The sequence below is a fragment of the Microvirga zambiensis WSM3693 genome (genome assembly GCF_016735695.1).
GTDB lineage: Bacteria > Pseudomonadota > Alphaproteobacteria > Rhizobiales > Beijerinckiaceae > Microvirga > Microvirga zambiensis.
Map to the genome: position 1 here is coordinate 12,630 of NZ_JAERQD010000013.1, position 14,419 is coordinate 27,048.

The window sequence follows — 14,419 nt, forward strand, 5'->3', positions numbered from 1 at the left end:
TCTTAATCGAGATCGCCGGCACGAGGCCGGTGATGACGTGGAGAGGACGCTTACTCCGCCGCCACCTTCGTCGCACGCCATTGCGTCAGCAGTGCGCGCAAAGCCGCCGGTTTCAGCGGCTTGTTGAGAACATGGATGTGCATGTCGGCGGCGGCATCACGCACGACGGGAGTGCGGTCGGCGGTGACGAGCACGGCCGGCGTGTCGACCTGAGTCTTCCAGCGCAGGGCCTTGATGAGTTCGAGGCCGTCGGTGTCGTCGAGATGGTAGTCCGCGATGATCACCTCCGGCAGCGCCTTGTGCGTGCGCAGAGCCTGATGAGCCGTTTCGAGATCCGAGGCGGTCCAGGTCTCGCAGCCCCAGCCCGTGAGCAGAAGGCGCATGCCTTCGAGAATGGCAGGCTCGTTGTCGATCACGAGGACGCGCAGGCCCGACAGCACGGTCGCGGCCGGCTTCGGCGGCTCCGGTGTGGCTGCGGTTGCGGGAAGCGCGGCGACCACAGGAACCTCGACGCGGAACACGGAGCCGCGCCCGGCTTCCGAGTTCAACGTGACCGGATGCTTGAGCACGCGGCCGATGCGCTCGACGATCGAGAGACCGAGGCCGAGGCCGCGCGCCACCTTCACGCCCTGGTCGAGGCGCTGGAACTCGCGGAAGACGATGCGCTGCTTCGAGGGCGGGATGCCGAGGCCCGTGTCCCACACCTCAAGGACGAGATGCGCGCCGCGCCGGCGCGCGCCGACGAGCACGCGGCCGGAAGGCGTGTACTTGATGGCGTTGGAGATCAGGTTCTGCAGCAGGCGGCGCATGAGACGCCGATCGGAGCGGACGGTGAGCGACGGGACCGCGAAGGTGAGCGTGAGGCCCTTGTTGCGGGCGACGGGTTCGAATTCGCGCTGCAGCTGACGGAACAGTTCGTCCATGCGGAAGCTCGACCATTGCGGCTTCATGGCGCCTGTATCGAGACGCGAGATGTCGAGGATGGCGGTCAGGATTTCCTCGACCGCGTCGAGCGAGGCATCGATGTTTTCGGCAAGGGTCGCATTGCCCGCGTCGCGATCCCGCTCCACGAGCGAGGTCGCATAGAGACGCGCGGCATTGAGCGGCTGCAGGATGTCGTGCGATGCGGCGGCGAGGAAGCGCGTCTTCGATACGTTCGCTTCGTCGGCCTCCGCCTTCGCGCTTCTCAGCGCCTCGTTGAGACGCGTCAGCTCCTCGGTTCGCTCACGCACGCGCTGCTCCAGCGTCTCGTTGGCGCGCCGGCTCGCTTCCTCCGCCGCCACCGTTTCGGTGACGTCGGTATAGGTCGTCACGTGGCCGCCGTCGGGCAGGAGGTTCGAGCGGATCTCGATCACCTTGCCGGAGGGAAAGAGCTTGAGGCGCACCGGTTCCACGTCGTTCCGGAAGGAGTGGAGGCGGGCCGCGACGAGTTCCTCGATCCGGCCTGGGCCATAGGAGCCGCGCGAGGCATTGTAGGTGACGATCCGCTCCATGCTGATGCCCACATGCACGAAGTTGGGCGGCATGTCGTAGAGATCGATGAAGGCCTGGTTCCAGGCGAGCAGGCGCAGGTCGCTGTCGAGCACGGTGATGCCCTGCTCGGCATAGTTCAGCGCATGCTGAAGCAGGTCGCGACTGTGCTGGATCGCGGCGGAGGCGTCGTCGAGAAGCTTGAGGGCCGCCTCCGTGGACACGGTGCGTCGGCGCAGCAGCAGCGACAGGGCAAGACGCGACGAGGCCGTGCCGATGGCCGAGGCCAGGAGATGCTCGGCATAACGCAGCAGATGGATGTCGGCCTCTGCGCGCGCCTCCAGGTTCTGGCCGCGGCTATGGGTGAAACCTTCGAAGGAGCGGGTCGTCCGCTCCTCGCCGAGATAGCGCGCCACGGTGGCGCGCAGCTCGCCGACGGTCACGCTGGCGCGGAAGAGGCGGAAGCTCGGCGTCACCGAGGCGACGGCTTCGCCGACGAAGAGATTGGCCTGGATCTGCTCCATCGCGGTGACCGGGCGCCACAGGGAGAAGGCGATGTAGCAGATGATGTTCAGCGTCAGGCTCCAGATGACGCCATGGGTGAGCTGCGGCAGGTCGACGCCGAACAGGGAAGTGGGCTTCAGCGCCGTGATGCCGAACGGGCCGGTGACGACCACGTCGGACCAGAACACGCCGTCCCAGACGAGGCTCGGGAGAAGGAGCGTGTAGGCCCAGGTGAGGAATCCGACGATCAGGCCGACGCTGGCGCCGAGCGCCGTGCCGCGCGTCCAGATCAGCCCGCCGAGGAAGGCCGGCGCGACCTGCGCGATGGCGGCGAAGGACAGAAGGCCGATGGCGGCAAGCGCCGCTTCGCCCGATGCGCGGTAATAGGCGTAGCCGAGGAGGATCACGAGAACGATCGAGATCCGTCGTACGCCGATCACGAAGCTGCCGGGATCGATGCCGGCAAAGGCCCGCCGCCGCAGCACGATGGGCATGACGAGATGGTTCGAGATCATCACCGCGATGGCGACGGAATCGACGATGACCATGGCGGTCGCCGCCGAGAATCCGCCGAGGAAGGCGATGACCGCGACGGTGCCGGCCTTGTCCATGAGCGGCAGCGCGAGCAGGGTCATGTCGCGGTCGATGGATCCGCCGGGATAGACGGCGAGGCCTGCGAGCGCGATCGGGATGACGAAGATGTTGATGAGGATCAGATAGAGCGGAAACAGCCAGGCGGTCCGCTTCAGGTCGCCGATCTCGTGGTTCTCGACCACGGTGACGTGGAACTGACGCGGCAGAAGCAGGGCGGCGCAGGTGGAGAGCAGGATCAGGGTGATGTAGCTGCCGAAGCCCGAGGTCGTGCCCATCAGGTTTGCGCTGATCCCCTGCGCATGGAGACGTTGCACGATGGAATCGTAGCCGTCGAACATGACGAAGGTGATATAGGCGCCGACGATCAGGAACGCGATGAGCTTCACCACGGATTCGACGGAGATGGCGAGAAGAAGTCCGTTCTGGTGTTCGGTCGCATCCGTGTGCCGCGTGCCGAAGGCGACGGCAAAGCCCGCCAGCACGAGAGCGACGACGAAGGCGAGATCGCCCACGAGCGGGAATTGCGACGGCAGCGTCTCGTTGCTTGCCGCGAGAAATACATCGAGCGAGGAAGAGACCGCCTTCAGCTGCAGGGCGATGTAGGGCACCGATCCGACGAGGGCGATCACGCTGACGAGCGCCGCGACCCGCTCGCTTTTGCCGTAGCGGGCGGCGACGAAGTCGGCGATGGAGGAGATGTTCTGGGTCTTGGCGACCCGCACGATCCGCGCGACCAGCGGATATCCAAAGCCGATCACGAGGATCGGGCCGATATAGATGGCGAGGAAATCGAAGCCCGAGCGGCTGGCAAGGCCGACCGATCCGAAGAAGGTCCAGGAGGTGCAATAGACGGCGAGGGCAAGCGCCGCGATGGTGGAACGGGCCGGTCCCTGGATGAAGCGCTTGCCTCCGTCGTCGCCCCAATGGGCGACCGTGAACAGGAAGCAGAGATAGACCAGCGCCGACAGCACGACGGCCCAGGTGGCGACCATAGGCTTTAACCCTCGAAATCCAACGTGGAACAGCTTTATCCGGTTAGCGGTACGAAGGCCACTGGCGGTCAGATGGCCTTGTCCCAGTCAGGCTCAGGTCCGAAGCGCCGGGCCAGGAACTCGACGAAGACGCGCACTTTCGCCGGGGCCTGCCGGCCGGAGGGCAGGACGGCGTGGATGCCGGGCTGGTAGGTTGGGTACCCTGTCAGCACCGGGACGAGAGAGCCGTCACGCAGGCTGTCGCCGACGATGAAGGTCGGCTGGTAGATCAATCCCTGTCCGGCGACGGCTGCCGCGAGCAGCGCGTCGCCGTTATTGGCGCGCAGGTTGCCCTGCACCGGCACGACAGTTTCGCCTTCCGTGCCGAAGGTCCAGCGGTTCGCGCCGATGGCGCTCGGCAGGGTGTAGCCGAGGCAGTTGTGGTGGGAGAGGTCGTCCAGATTTCGCGGGGTGCCGTGTTCCGCGAGATAGGACGGCGCAGCGCAGACGGCCGTGCGGCATTCGGCCAGCCGCCGGGCGACGAGGCTCGAATCCTTCAGGCGCCCGATGCGGATCGCGAGATCCCAGCCTTCCTCGATGAGATCCACGTAGCGGTCGGCGAGCCCGAGATCGAACGAGACGGCAGGGTAGAGCTTGCTGAACTCGGCGAGGGCCGGCACCACCTGGCGGAAGCCGAAGGTGAGGGGCACGTTGAGGCGGAGCGTGCCGCGCGGCTCGATGCGGTCGAGGCTGGTCGAGGCCTCGGCCTCCTCGATCTCGGCCAGGATGCGCTCGCAGGCCGCGAGATAGCTTCGCCCGCCCTCAGTCAGCACCAGCTTGCGGGTGGAACGGTGCAGCAGCTTGATGCCGAGCCTCTCCTCCAGCGCCACCACGTGCTTCGTCACCATGGTCTGCGACAGGTCGAGCGCCCTGGCCGCGGCCGAGAAGCTGCCAAGCGTCGCGACGCGGACGAAGACCTGCATGCTGGTGACACGGTCAAGCATGATGCGATCTCATTCCCGGAGTGTGAGCTCATATTCTGAGGCAGAGATTATCACATTATTGGTTTGAGGTCATAGGAGAGGACCCCATTTCGGAGATATCTCGATGATCGACACCCGCACCGCTCCCTACGCCGCGCTGATCCTGCGCGTCACCCTCGGCGTCCTTTTCCTTGCCCATGCCGGCCTCAAGGTCTTCGTCTTCACGCCCGCCGGCGCAGCCCAGTTCTTCGGCAGCCTCGGGCTGCCTCCGGCCGTGGCCTATCTGACCATTGCCGCCGAGACCGTCGGCGGAATCGCTCTTATCCTCGGCTTCTTCACCCGCTGGGTCTCGCTTGCCCTGATCCCGGTTCTGCTCGGCGCCATCGTCTTCGTGCACGGTCCTGCCGGCTTCTTCTTCAACAACCCCAACGGCGGCTGGGAATACCTCGCTTTCTGGATCGCAGCTCTCGTGGTTCAGGCTCTCCTCGGCAACGGCGCTCTTGCCCTGCAGGCCGGATCGGCGAACACTGCGCCTGCTTTGTCCGTCCGCTCGGCCTGAGGTCCAAGATCATGTCGCTCTCCGCTCTCTCTGGCGCCACCGGACATCCGGTGGCGCGACCCATCGATCCCGGCGTCAGGATCGGCCACGTCCATCTCAAGGTGGCCGATCTCGACCGCGCGCTCGCCTTTTATTGCGACGTGCTCGGCTTCGAGCTGATGCAGCGCTACGGCACCCAGGCGGCCTTCGTCTCCGCCGGGGGCTACCACCACCATATCGGCCTCAACACCTGGGAGAGCAAAGGCGGATCGCCGCCGGCTCCCGGCACCACCGGCCTCTACCACGTGGCGATCCTCTATCCCACACGGGCAGCCCTGGCCGATGCACTCTACCGGCTCGCCGAGGCCGGCATCCCCCTGCAGGGGGCGAGCGATCACGGGGTGAGCGAGGCGCTCTACCTGAGCGATCCCGATGGCAACGGCATCGAACTCTACTTCGACCGCCCCGAGGACCAGTGGCCTCGCACGCCGGACGGCGAGCTTCAGATGGTCACCAGACGGCTCGATCTGCAGGACCTTCTGGCCGCACGCGAGGCTTGACGAAATTCTCAGGCCGGACAGCTTAAGCTTAGGAGCAAGCGAAAGGGTCCGGTCATGTGGAATGAATTCAAGCAGTTCGCCTTGCGTGGCAACGTGGTCGATCTCGCCATCGGCATCATCATCGGTGTCGCGTTCGGCAGGATCGTCGATTCCATCGTCGGCGACATCTTCATGCCCATCATCGGGGCCGTCACGGGCGGCCTCGATTTCTCGAACCACTTCACGGCCCTGTCGGGCAACGTGACCGCCGGGTCGCTCGAGGAGGCCAAGAAGCAGGGCGCCGTGCTCGGCTGGGGCAACTTCATCACGGTCACCATCAACTTCGCCATCATCGCCTGGATCCTCTTCCTGCTGGTCAAGGGCATGAACCGCCTGCGCCGCACCGAGGATGCCAAGACCGGCACGGCCGACAAGCCTGCGGAGATCCCGGCCGACGTGAAGCTGCTGACGGAAATCCGCGACCTCCTGAAGACGGGCCGGACCGCTTGAGAGGCTGCCCATCACCCTCGACCTCATCTTGTGAGGGTGGCTCGAAAAGGGTTTCCGCTTCCATAGCCCTCATCCTGAGGAGGCCGTCAGGCCATCTCGAAGGACGAGGGCGTCTCCAGTTTGCTCTGGATGATCCTTCGAGACGCAGACTACGTCTGCTCCTCAGGATGAGGACAGAGATTTATGAGATGGAGAGTGCCGCATACGGGATCGGACGACCTGAGATTGATCACCGGTTTCGATCGAACCCTTCGTCTTTTGTCATAGGACATATTCGAGGCTTGCCTTGGGGCTGCGGACAGGCCATCCCTGTTCACCTGTCCCCGAGGAACTTCCCATGAACGCCTCCGTCTCGATTCCGTCCGTTCTCAACCTGCGCCCCGAGGCGGAGCAGGCGCCGACGAGCGGCATCGTCGACGTGTTCAGCTATGGCCGGCTGAAGCCCGGCATCATTCCGCTCTGGGTGGGCGAGGGCGACCTGCCGACCCCGTCCTTCATCTGCGAGGCGGCGGCCCAGTCGCTCGCGAAGGGCGAGACCTTCTATACCTATCAGCGCGGCATCCCGGAGCTGCGCCAGGCCATCGCCGGGTACCATGAGCGGGTCTACCGCAAGCCGTTCGACCCCGAGCGCTTCTTCGTCACCTCCGGCGGCATGCCCGCGATGCAGATCGCCTTCCGCATGCTGGCAGGCAACGGCGACGAGGTGCTGATTCCGACCCCCGCCTGGCCGAACTTCGCCGGTGCGATCTCCATTGCCGGCGCGCGTCCCGTCGCGGTGCCGATGGCCATCGACGCAAAAGGCTGGCATCTCGATTTCGAGCGCCTGGAAAAGGCGATCACGCCGCGCACCCGCGTGCTCGTCATCAACTCGCCCTCCAACCCCACCGGCTGGGTGGCGAGCCATGACGATCTTCGCGCCGCGCTCGATCTCGCCCGGCGTCATGGGCTCTGGATCGTGGCGGACGAGATCTACAGCCGTTTCGTCCACGAGCCCGCTCTCACCGTCGACGGGCGCACGCCGTCCTTCCGCGATGTGATGGAGCCCGAGGACAAGATCATCTTCGTCCAGACCTTCTCCAAGAACTGGGCCATGACCGGCTGGCGTCTCGGCTGGCTCGAGGCTTCGCCCGCCCTGGGCCAGATCATCGAGAACCTGGTGCAGTACCAGACCTCCGGAACGCCGGTCTTCGTGCAGCGCGCGGGCGTCGCCGCCATCGAGCAGGGCGAGGATTTCCTCGCCGACCAGATCGCGAAGGCGCGCCACGGCCGGGAGGTGGTCGGACGGCTTGCGGAGACCGGCCTCGTGGAACTGCCGCCGCCGAACGGCGCCTTCTATGCCTTCCTGAAGATCAAGGGCGCCACAAGCGCGAAGGACATCGCCTTCCGCCTCATCGACGAGGCCAATGTCGGCCTCGCGCCGGGCTCGGCCTTCGGCGAGGCCGGCGAGGGCTACCTGCGCCTGTGCTACCTGCGCAAGCCGGAGGATGTGGAGGAAGCGGTCCGCCGCATCGCCGAGGCCCTGCCGCGGCTCGTGGCTTGAGCCGGCGAGCCGCTTACGGAGGCGGGATCACACCCTTCTTGAGAATGAAGCAGCCGTAGAAGCGGCGCTCGCCCGTGACGACCACCGCATAGGCCCGCTTGGCGCGCTCGTAGAAGGCGAAGCGTTCCACCGAGCCCATGGGCCAGGCATCGCGCCCGGCGTCGCGCCGGGCGACAGCATCGATCTCGGCTTGAGCCTCCCGCTGGATCGGCGGAAGCTCGTCCGGATTGCCGACGACCTCCATGCGCTCCGCCGGATGCTCGACGAAGCTGTCGAGCGGCATGACCGAGAGGATCGCGCGCACCGCCTGAGGCGAGGTGAGGTTGTCCATCCGGATCAGCCGGCCATGGGCGGTCTGGCGCGCGATCGCATCGGCGGGGAAATTCGCGTCGCAGACGACGATGTCGTCGCCATGCCCCATCGCCCGCAGCACAAACAGTACATCGGCATTGAGCGCCGGATCGATTCCGTGCAGCACCGTTCCCTCCCCCTCTCTCGATTTGATGCGGGCGATCTCAGCAGGCTTTCGGGTCCTGTGCAATGCTCCGGAAGAGCTTGTGGCGATGGCAGTCGCTCACCGCATGCCCAATGCGCAGGATCGGCATTTGACGGAAACGGAAAGGACGTCCATTGAGCAAAGCCAGATGCGCCTCGTCCTTGCCCACATCGCCCAGATCCTGATCGCCGCACTCGGAGGCCTCGCCTTCGACATGCTCGGCGTCCCGGCGGCGTGGCTCTCCGGCGCCGCTGTCGCGACCATCCTGTGGGGGTTGACGGGCTGGGCCGTGGCCCTGCCTCGCGCCCTCGTCGATGCCGCCATGCTGATTTCCGGCGCCGCCATGGGTGCCGCCGTGACGCCGGCCGCCATATCGGCCATCGGCCGCTATCCCGGCAGCCTGATCGTCCTGGTGATCGCGGTCGTCGCAATCTCCTACACATCCTCGCTCTGGCTCGTCCGCATCTCCGGCTGGCGCAGACTCGACGCGCTTCTCGCCTCCGCGCCCGGTGCTCTCTCGACCGTGCTTGCGGTTGCGATCGACCGGAAGGCGGATGTGGCCTCCATCGCCATCGCACAGAACCTCCGGCTCTTCGTCCTCATCGCGCTCCTGCCGAGCATCGTGGTCCTCATCGGCGGCGGAGGCCACACGAATGCGCTGGTGGGAACCGGGCTTCCGATCCAAAGCCCCGCCGGCATGGCGATCATTCTCCTCGGTGGCTTGGCTCTGGGTGCCGGTTTCAAGCTGGTGAAAGTGGCGGCCCCCGTGCTTCTGGGCGCGACCATCGTCAGCTCGGTCAGCCACGGCACGGGCTTCGTGACCGGGGTCGTACCCCCCGTCATCGCCACCGGTGGCCTCATCCTGATCGGGCTCTTCATCGCCGAGCGGTTTCGGCATATTCAGCGCTCTACCCTTCAGAGTTCCATCATTGCGGCTTTGGGCTCATTCGCCGTCGGCATGGGCGTCGCGACGCTTTTTGCCGGCCTCGCCGCCTGGCTGGCCGGCGTGAGCTTCGCCAACAGCCTCGTCGCTTTCGCGCCTGGCGGCCTCGAGGCGATGACGGTGCTGGCGCTCGTTCTCGGGCTCGACCCGCTATACGTTGGCGTCCACCACCTCGTGCGCTTCCTGGGCATCGGCCTGGTTCTGCCGCTCTTCATCGGCTGGCTGCAGCGGAGCAGGCCCGAGGCTGCGGAATAGCGTCTAGAGAAATTTTCGGCGAAGCAGTTCCGGGATCGATGCCAGCACTTTCGTGCTCAGCCCTCTCTTCACTTCGCCTGCCTGCGTTTCCAGCCAGGGCAAGAAACGCGCAGGGCGCTTCGGTGCAGGTTGTCTTGGAGGCCATTGAGCGGGATTGATGGGGATTCCTGTCAGGAGCTGAGGCGCGCAGCGTTCGATGAGCATCTTGAAGACCGTCGAATTCCTGCGGTCCACCTCCGGGACACCAAGGAGTGCCTCAAAGATCGATCGGCTGTTGAACGGGATGAAGCAATCGGCATAGAAATCACGTTCCAAAAGGATCGTTCCGTGCCACGCGCTCATCCTGTGTTCCCAGTAGAACTGATCCCTCGAGTCAAGAATGCCGCGCGCTGCATTGAAGTCTGTGTCGCGGATGAAGTCTGCAAAGCATTCCGGTATTAAATTCTTGTTCTCCGAACCACGCATTCCGTCGATTTTCTGCGCCGACCAGTTTGTTGCCGTGAGGGCAAGATCAGTCATGGATTCAGGAGTTTCGGGCAGCTTTTCCGCATAGACCCGATCCTTGTAGAAAAATCTTCCAATCTCCAAAAGATTTGCCGTTACGGTCAGGACATCCCTATCCGCAAAGTGTCTTTGCATCGGGGCAATCACTTTGTGATGATGATTGGAATATGTCGTACGGCTGAGAATGTTCTTAAGCTCTTCCGGGACAGAGGTCTGCATGTGAACGAGGGTATGCGTAATTCCGGCGATACGGGCTAATTCGCGAGCGACGTCGCAATCGATCGTCGTCTTCTCTCCGCGGTCGTATGTATATCCGTCGAATGGGATGCCTGAATGGAGGGCAAGGCCAAGCATGGTCCGAGAGTCCATGCCTGCCGTGATGCTCAGGGAAACGCGTTTGCCCGCTGCAATTCTCTGGAGTGCGATTGTCGAGCGCTCAAGAACGGCGTCGGCGGCCAGCTGCGGCGTCAGTTCCTGAATAGGACCTCTCGGCCAAAAGCGGATGACCTTGGCTTGCGCGAAGTCGTACAGCGTATTGGGCGTCAGCAGGCGTGTCCGAACATAAGGTGTATGATTGCCTGGAAACCCGTAGCGGGATGGAAGATGGATCATCTTCATTTCTCCGCCAAGGGTTTCCTCAACAAGGCGGGCATGGGAGGCGACAACTCCCCCTTCCGTCGCGTAGAAGACCGTGCGCATTCCTGTCGCGTCGGTGATGATGCGCGGCCTGTCTTTCCGGCCGTAAAAAATGACGTGTCTGCCGCAATATTGGTCGATGACGTCGAAGAACTGCCTCTCGCTCGCAAGAAGCGCGTCAAGCATGTGCTGAGCGGGGGATTGCGGAGCGGAGCTTCGACTCCCGAGCGCGTCATCGGCTTCGGTGCTGACGCAGGTTCCCAAGATCACGACAGCCAGTTCGCCCTTGGCGGCAAAATCGAAAGTATTGAGCCCATCAATGAAAAAATTGTCGAATATCGGCCCTGCTATGAAATCAGGCGAGGGCTGTTTGTTGCCTTGAGAAAGAACAAAGCCCCGAGGATAAACTCGGTCTCTCATCAAATAACGGGCCTCTCCGGAGGGTGGGTCTCGGCAGAGGAAGTATATAAAATATCGTATCGTTTTTACAATATAAAGTTTCAGTTACGGCAATCGAAGGTCAGGACTTCTCATTGCGCAGCCGCTCGACGGCCTCCATGCGCGGTTTGGCTGTCTCCCACAGGCGCTTGGTGACCGCGGCGACGAGGGCTTCCGTCAGCAGCAGAAGTCCGGCGGAGGAATCCCAGTTGGAAGGGGCGACGATGTGGGCCGGCAGCACATGCCTGGCCACGCGGGCGATGGGGGAGAGCCAGGGATCGGTGAGCAGAACCACCGTCGCGCCCTGTTTCGCCGCCGTTTCGCACAAGGCCGTCACGTCCTCCTGGTAGCGGCGGATGTCGAAGGCGACGATCACGTCCTTCTTGCCGATCTCGATCATCCGGTCGCGCCACAGGGCTGGCTGGCCCTCGATGAAATCCACGTTGCTGCGCACGATGCGAAAATGGCTCTCCGCATAGCGCCCGAGCGCGCCGGTGAAGCGTCCGCCCGTGAAATGAATGTGCCGGCGCGGATCGGACAGCAGCGTCACGACGGCCTCGAATTCCGCCGGAGCGATGTTCTCCACCGTCGCCCTCAGGTTTCCGATAACAGCCTCCGCGAAGGAGGTAAGCGCCGTCGCCCCATGGCCCTTGTCGGAGGGGCTCGCCTTGGCGAGAGGGGACAGAAGCTGCGCCTCCAACTCCTCGCGCAGGTGCTTCTGGAAATCCGGAAAACCGCCAAAACCCAACCGCGTGACGAAGCGCAGGACCGATGGGGCCGAGATGCCGGCGCGGGAGGCGAATTCCGCAACGGTATCGAGGCCTGCGAAGGGATAATGGCTCAGGAGCAGGTGCGCGGCGCGCTTCTCGCTCGGCGTGAAGGCATCCATCTCGAGCCGGATGCGCTCGGCGAGGCTCGGCGGGTCCGTCGGAGGAGGGCGGGGGTCGCGACGCATACCGGATTGATTCACAGCCCCTCCTTGACGGTTTTGAAAAGCTGTATCAGAAATTTCAGAACATGAAAAAACTATAAGAAACGTATCAAGCGTTCAATCGGGGATTGGCCTGCCTTAGGGGCAGGATCACGGAGAACCGCATGACGCAGGCGAGTCGCATGACAGCCGGGACGCTCTCTGCCGCTGCGGCAGAGCAGCCGGTCGCCGTCATCGACAATCCGCATGGATGCTCGCCCATCCTGCTGATCTGCGAACACGCTTCCAATCACCTTCCCGCCCGCTACGGCACATTGGGTCTCGGCCCTGCGGAACGCGAAAGCCACATCGCCTGGGATCCCGGCGCGCTCGGTGTCGCACAGGAGCTCTCGCGGCTCATCGATGCGCCGCTGATCCACGCGACCGTCTCGCGCCTCGTGCTCGATCTCAACCGCGAGCCCTCGGCGCCGGACTCGATCTGGACGCTCAGCGAGCGCACGACGATCCCCGGCAATCTCGATCTCGACGAGACCGAGCGGGCGACCCGCGTGCGCGAGGTGTACGAGGCCTTCCACGGCGCGGTCGATGCCTTCGCCGATGCGCGTCTGGCCGCCGGGCAGCTCGGCGCCGTCGTGTCCATCCATTCCTTCACGCCCGTTTATCGCGATGTGCAGCGCCCCTGGCAGATCGGCCTGATCTTCGACCGCGACGAGCGCTATGCCCGCAGCGTCGCGGCCGGATTGAAGCAGGATCCGGCGCTCGTCGTCGGCATGAACGAACCCTATTCACCGGCGGACCGGGTGTTCCACACCCTCGAGCGCCACGCCGTACGGCGCGGCCTGCCTCCGCTGATGATCGAAATCCGCAACGACCTGATCCGCACACAAGACGGACAGGCGTCGTGGGCTCAACGTCTGGCGCCGCTTTTGAGGGAGGGGGCACGGACGCTCTGATGAAGTGCATGGCGCATGACGTGCCATGACCTGAAACGCAGAACTTCTTGGAGGATCAACTCGATGTCAGTCGGACAAGGAAGCACAGGGGTTCATGCCCCGCCGGCCGGGGCGCAGGGCACCGCCGGAATCACCTACACCACGGTGGACGAGAGCTATTTCGAAGCACGGCGCCTGAAGCGCCACGCCCGCGTCTGGTCGCTCTGGGCGCTCGGCGTCGGCGCGGTGATCTCGGGCCATTACTCGGGCTGGAATCTCGGCCTCAGCAACGGCTTCGGGGCGATGTTCTTCGCCACCATCATCATCGCCATCATGTATCTCGGCCTGACCTTCTCGATCGCCGAGATGTCGCCGGCGCTGCCGCATACGGGCGGCGCCTATTCCTTCGCCCGCACCTCGATGGGCCCCTGGGCGGGCTACATCACGGGCATCGCGGAAAACATCGAGTTCGTGCTGACTCCGGCCGTGATCGTGTTCTTCATCGGCTCGTATCTCTCGGCGATCTTCGAGACGGCACCGGCCTTCCAGCCCGTCTACTGGATCCTGTGCTATGCGCTCTTCGTCGGCCTCAACATCATCGGCGTCGAATTGTCGTTCAAGGTCACGGTGGGCGTCACGGTGGCGGCGCTTGCGGTGCTCGCGTTCTTCTACGTCTCGGTTCTGCTCTCCGGGCAGTTCGATTTCTCGCGCTGGGCCCTGAACATCGGCCCCGACGGAGCCGAGCTGCCGAACGGCAATGGAACCTTCCTGCCCTTAGGATTCGGCAGCATCCTGGCTTCGCTGCCCTTCGCGGTGTGGCTCTTCCTCGCCATCGAGCAGCTGCCGCTCGCGGCCGAGGAATCGCACGATCCGCAGACCGACATGCCCAAGGGCATCATCGCCGGCATCCTGACTCTCATCGCCTCCGCGTTCCTCGTGCTCTTCCTGAACACGGGCATCGCGCCGGGCGCCGCCGGCCTCGGAAAATCCGGCGAGCCGTTGCTCGACGGTTTCCGCACCCTGTTCGGCACGGATATCGCGAAGATCCTGGCGGCCATCGCGGTAATCGGCCTGATCGCCTCGTTCCACACCATCATCTTCGCCTTCGGCCGGCAGATCTACTCGCTCTCGCGGGCAGGCTACTTCCCGAGCGTCCTGTCGGTGACGCACGGCGAGCGCAAGACGCCGCACGTGGCGCTGATCGCGGGCGCTCTGCTCGGTCTTCTGGTGATGCTGATCATCTGGTTCTCGGTGGGGGCCGAGTCGGGTGCGAGCATCATCGGCGGCACGCTGCTCAACATGGCGGTGGCGGGCGCGATGCTGGCCTATTTCATGCAGGGCATGTCCTATATCGTGCTCAAAAGGAAGTTCCCCGACCTCCATCGCCCCTATAACAGCCCGTTCGGCATGGCCGGCGCAGTGGTTTGCATGGCGATCGCGGCGGTGACGCTCTACTTCCAGCTCACGGACTCGGTGTTCCGTGGGGCGGTGATCGGCGTTGCCATCTATTATGCGGTGATGATGGCTTATTTCCTGCTCATCGGGCGCCATAAGCTCATCCTCTCGCCGGAGGAGGAGTTCGCGCTCACCAAGGGCGAGAGCGAGTACAAGACGCATTGACGATCGAAAAGGGAG

The 14,419-nt window shown here is 64.3% G+C and carries 12 protein-coding genes; 7 read left to right on the forward strand and 5 right to left on the reverse strand.

The features are described from left to right. Positions 1 to 50: 50 nt before the first annotated feature. Entirely contained in the window at positions 51 to 3,560 is a 3,510-nt protein-coding gene (locus JKL46_RS12120) for a PAS domain-containing hybrid sensor histidine kinase/response regulator (RefSeq protein ID WP_201833109.1), read from the reverse strand. A 68-nt stretch (positions 3,561 to 3,628) separates the two neighbouring features. Beyond that, a complete protein-coding gene (locus tag JKL46_RS12125) occupies positions 3,629 to 4,543 on the reverse strand; it encodes a LysR family transcriptional regulator (RefSeq protein ID WP_201833110.1) in 915 nt (304 codons plus the stop codon). A gap of 103 nt (positions 4,544 to 4,646) precedes the next feature. On the opposite strand from JKL46_RS12125, the gene JKL46_RS12130 reads away from it, so the two are divergent. The 4 genes from JKL46_RS12130 (at position 4,647) to JKL46_RS12145 (ending at position 7,649) form a co-directional block, all read left to right on the forward strand. Continuing rightward, a complete protein-coding gene (locus tag JKL46_RS12130; protein ID WP_201833111.1) occupies positions 4,647 to 5,081 on the forward strand; it encodes a DoxX family protein in 435 nt (144 codons plus the stop codon). An 11-nt stretch (positions 5,082 to 5,092) separates the two neighbouring features. Further along, positions 5,093 to 5,620 (forward strand): VOC family protein, encoded by a 528-nt coding sequence (locus JKL46_RS12135; RefSeq protein ID WP_201833113.1) that lies wholly within the window; start codon positions 5,093 to 5,095, stop codon positions 5,618 to 5,620. A gap of 54 nt (positions 5,621 to 5,674) precedes the next feature. Beyond that, positions 5,675 to 6,109: a large conductance mechanosensitive channel protein MscL gene (mscL, locus tag JKL46_RS12140; protein WP_201833116.1), complete on the forward strand. Its 435-nt coding sequence runs from the start codon at positions 5,675 to 5,677 to the stop codon at positions 6,107 to 6,109. A 337-nt stretch (positions 6,110 to 6,446) separates the two neighbouring features. Next, a complete protein-coding gene (locus JKL46_RS12145; protein ID WP_201833118.1) occupies positions 6,447 to 7,649 on the forward strand; it encodes a pyridoxal phosphate-dependent aminotransferase in 1,203 nt (400 codons plus the stop codon). A 13-nt stretch (positions 7,650 to 7,662) separates the two neighbouring features. Here the strand turns inward: JKL46_RS12145 and JKL46_RS12150 are convergent, their stop codons facing one another. Then, the gene (locus JKL46_RS12150; RefSeq protein ID WP_201833120.1) at positions 7,663 to 8,127 is read right to left on the reverse strand and encodes an RbsD/FucU domain-containing protein; all 465 of its coding nucleotides are present in this window, start codon (positions 8,125 to 8,127) and stop codon (positions 7,663 to 7,665) included. Positions 8,128 to 8,212: 85 nt separating this feature from the next. On the opposite strand from JKL46_RS12150, the gene JKL46_RS12155 reads away from it, so the two are divergent. Next, positions 8,213 to 9,343, forward strand: coding sequence for an AbrB family transcriptional regulator (locus tag JKL46_RS12155; RefSeq protein ID WP_246529276.1), 1,131 nt, complete (start codon positions 8,213 to 8,215; stop codon positions 9,341 to 9,343). Positions 9,344 to 9,346: 3 nt separating this feature from the next. Here the strand turns inward: JKL46_RS12155 and JKL46_RS12160 are convergent, their stop codons facing one another. Further along, a complete protein-coding gene (locus tag JKL46_RS12160; RefSeq protein ID WP_201833122.1) occupies positions 9,347 to 10,903 on the reverse strand; it encodes a hypothetical protein in 1,557 nt (518 codons plus the stop codon). Between the two features lie 100 nt (positions 10,904 to 11,003). Further along, complete coding sequence (locus tag JKL46_RS12165; RefSeq protein ID WP_343074052.1) at positions 11,004 to 11,891, reverse strand: MurR/RpiR family transcriptional regulator; 888 nt, start codon at positions 11,889 to 11,891, stop codon at positions 11,004 to 11,006. Between the two features lie 125 nt (positions 11,892 to 12,016). On the opposite strand from JKL46_RS12165, the gene JKL46_RS12170 reads away from it, so the two are divergent. After that, entirely contained in the window at positions 12,017 to 12,805 is a 789-nt protein-coding gene (locus tag JKL46_RS12170) for an N-formylglutamate amidohydrolase (protein ID WP_201833124.1), read from the forward strand. A 63-nt stretch (positions 12,806 to 12,868) separates the two neighbouring features. Next, on the forward strand, positions 12,869 to 14,404 hold the full coding sequence (locus JKL46_RS12175; RefSeq protein ID WP_201833125.1) for an amino acid permease: 1,536 nt from the start codon (positions 12,869 to 12,871) through the stop codon (positions 14,402 to 14,404). Positions 14,405 to 14,419: the final 15 nt, after the last annotated feature.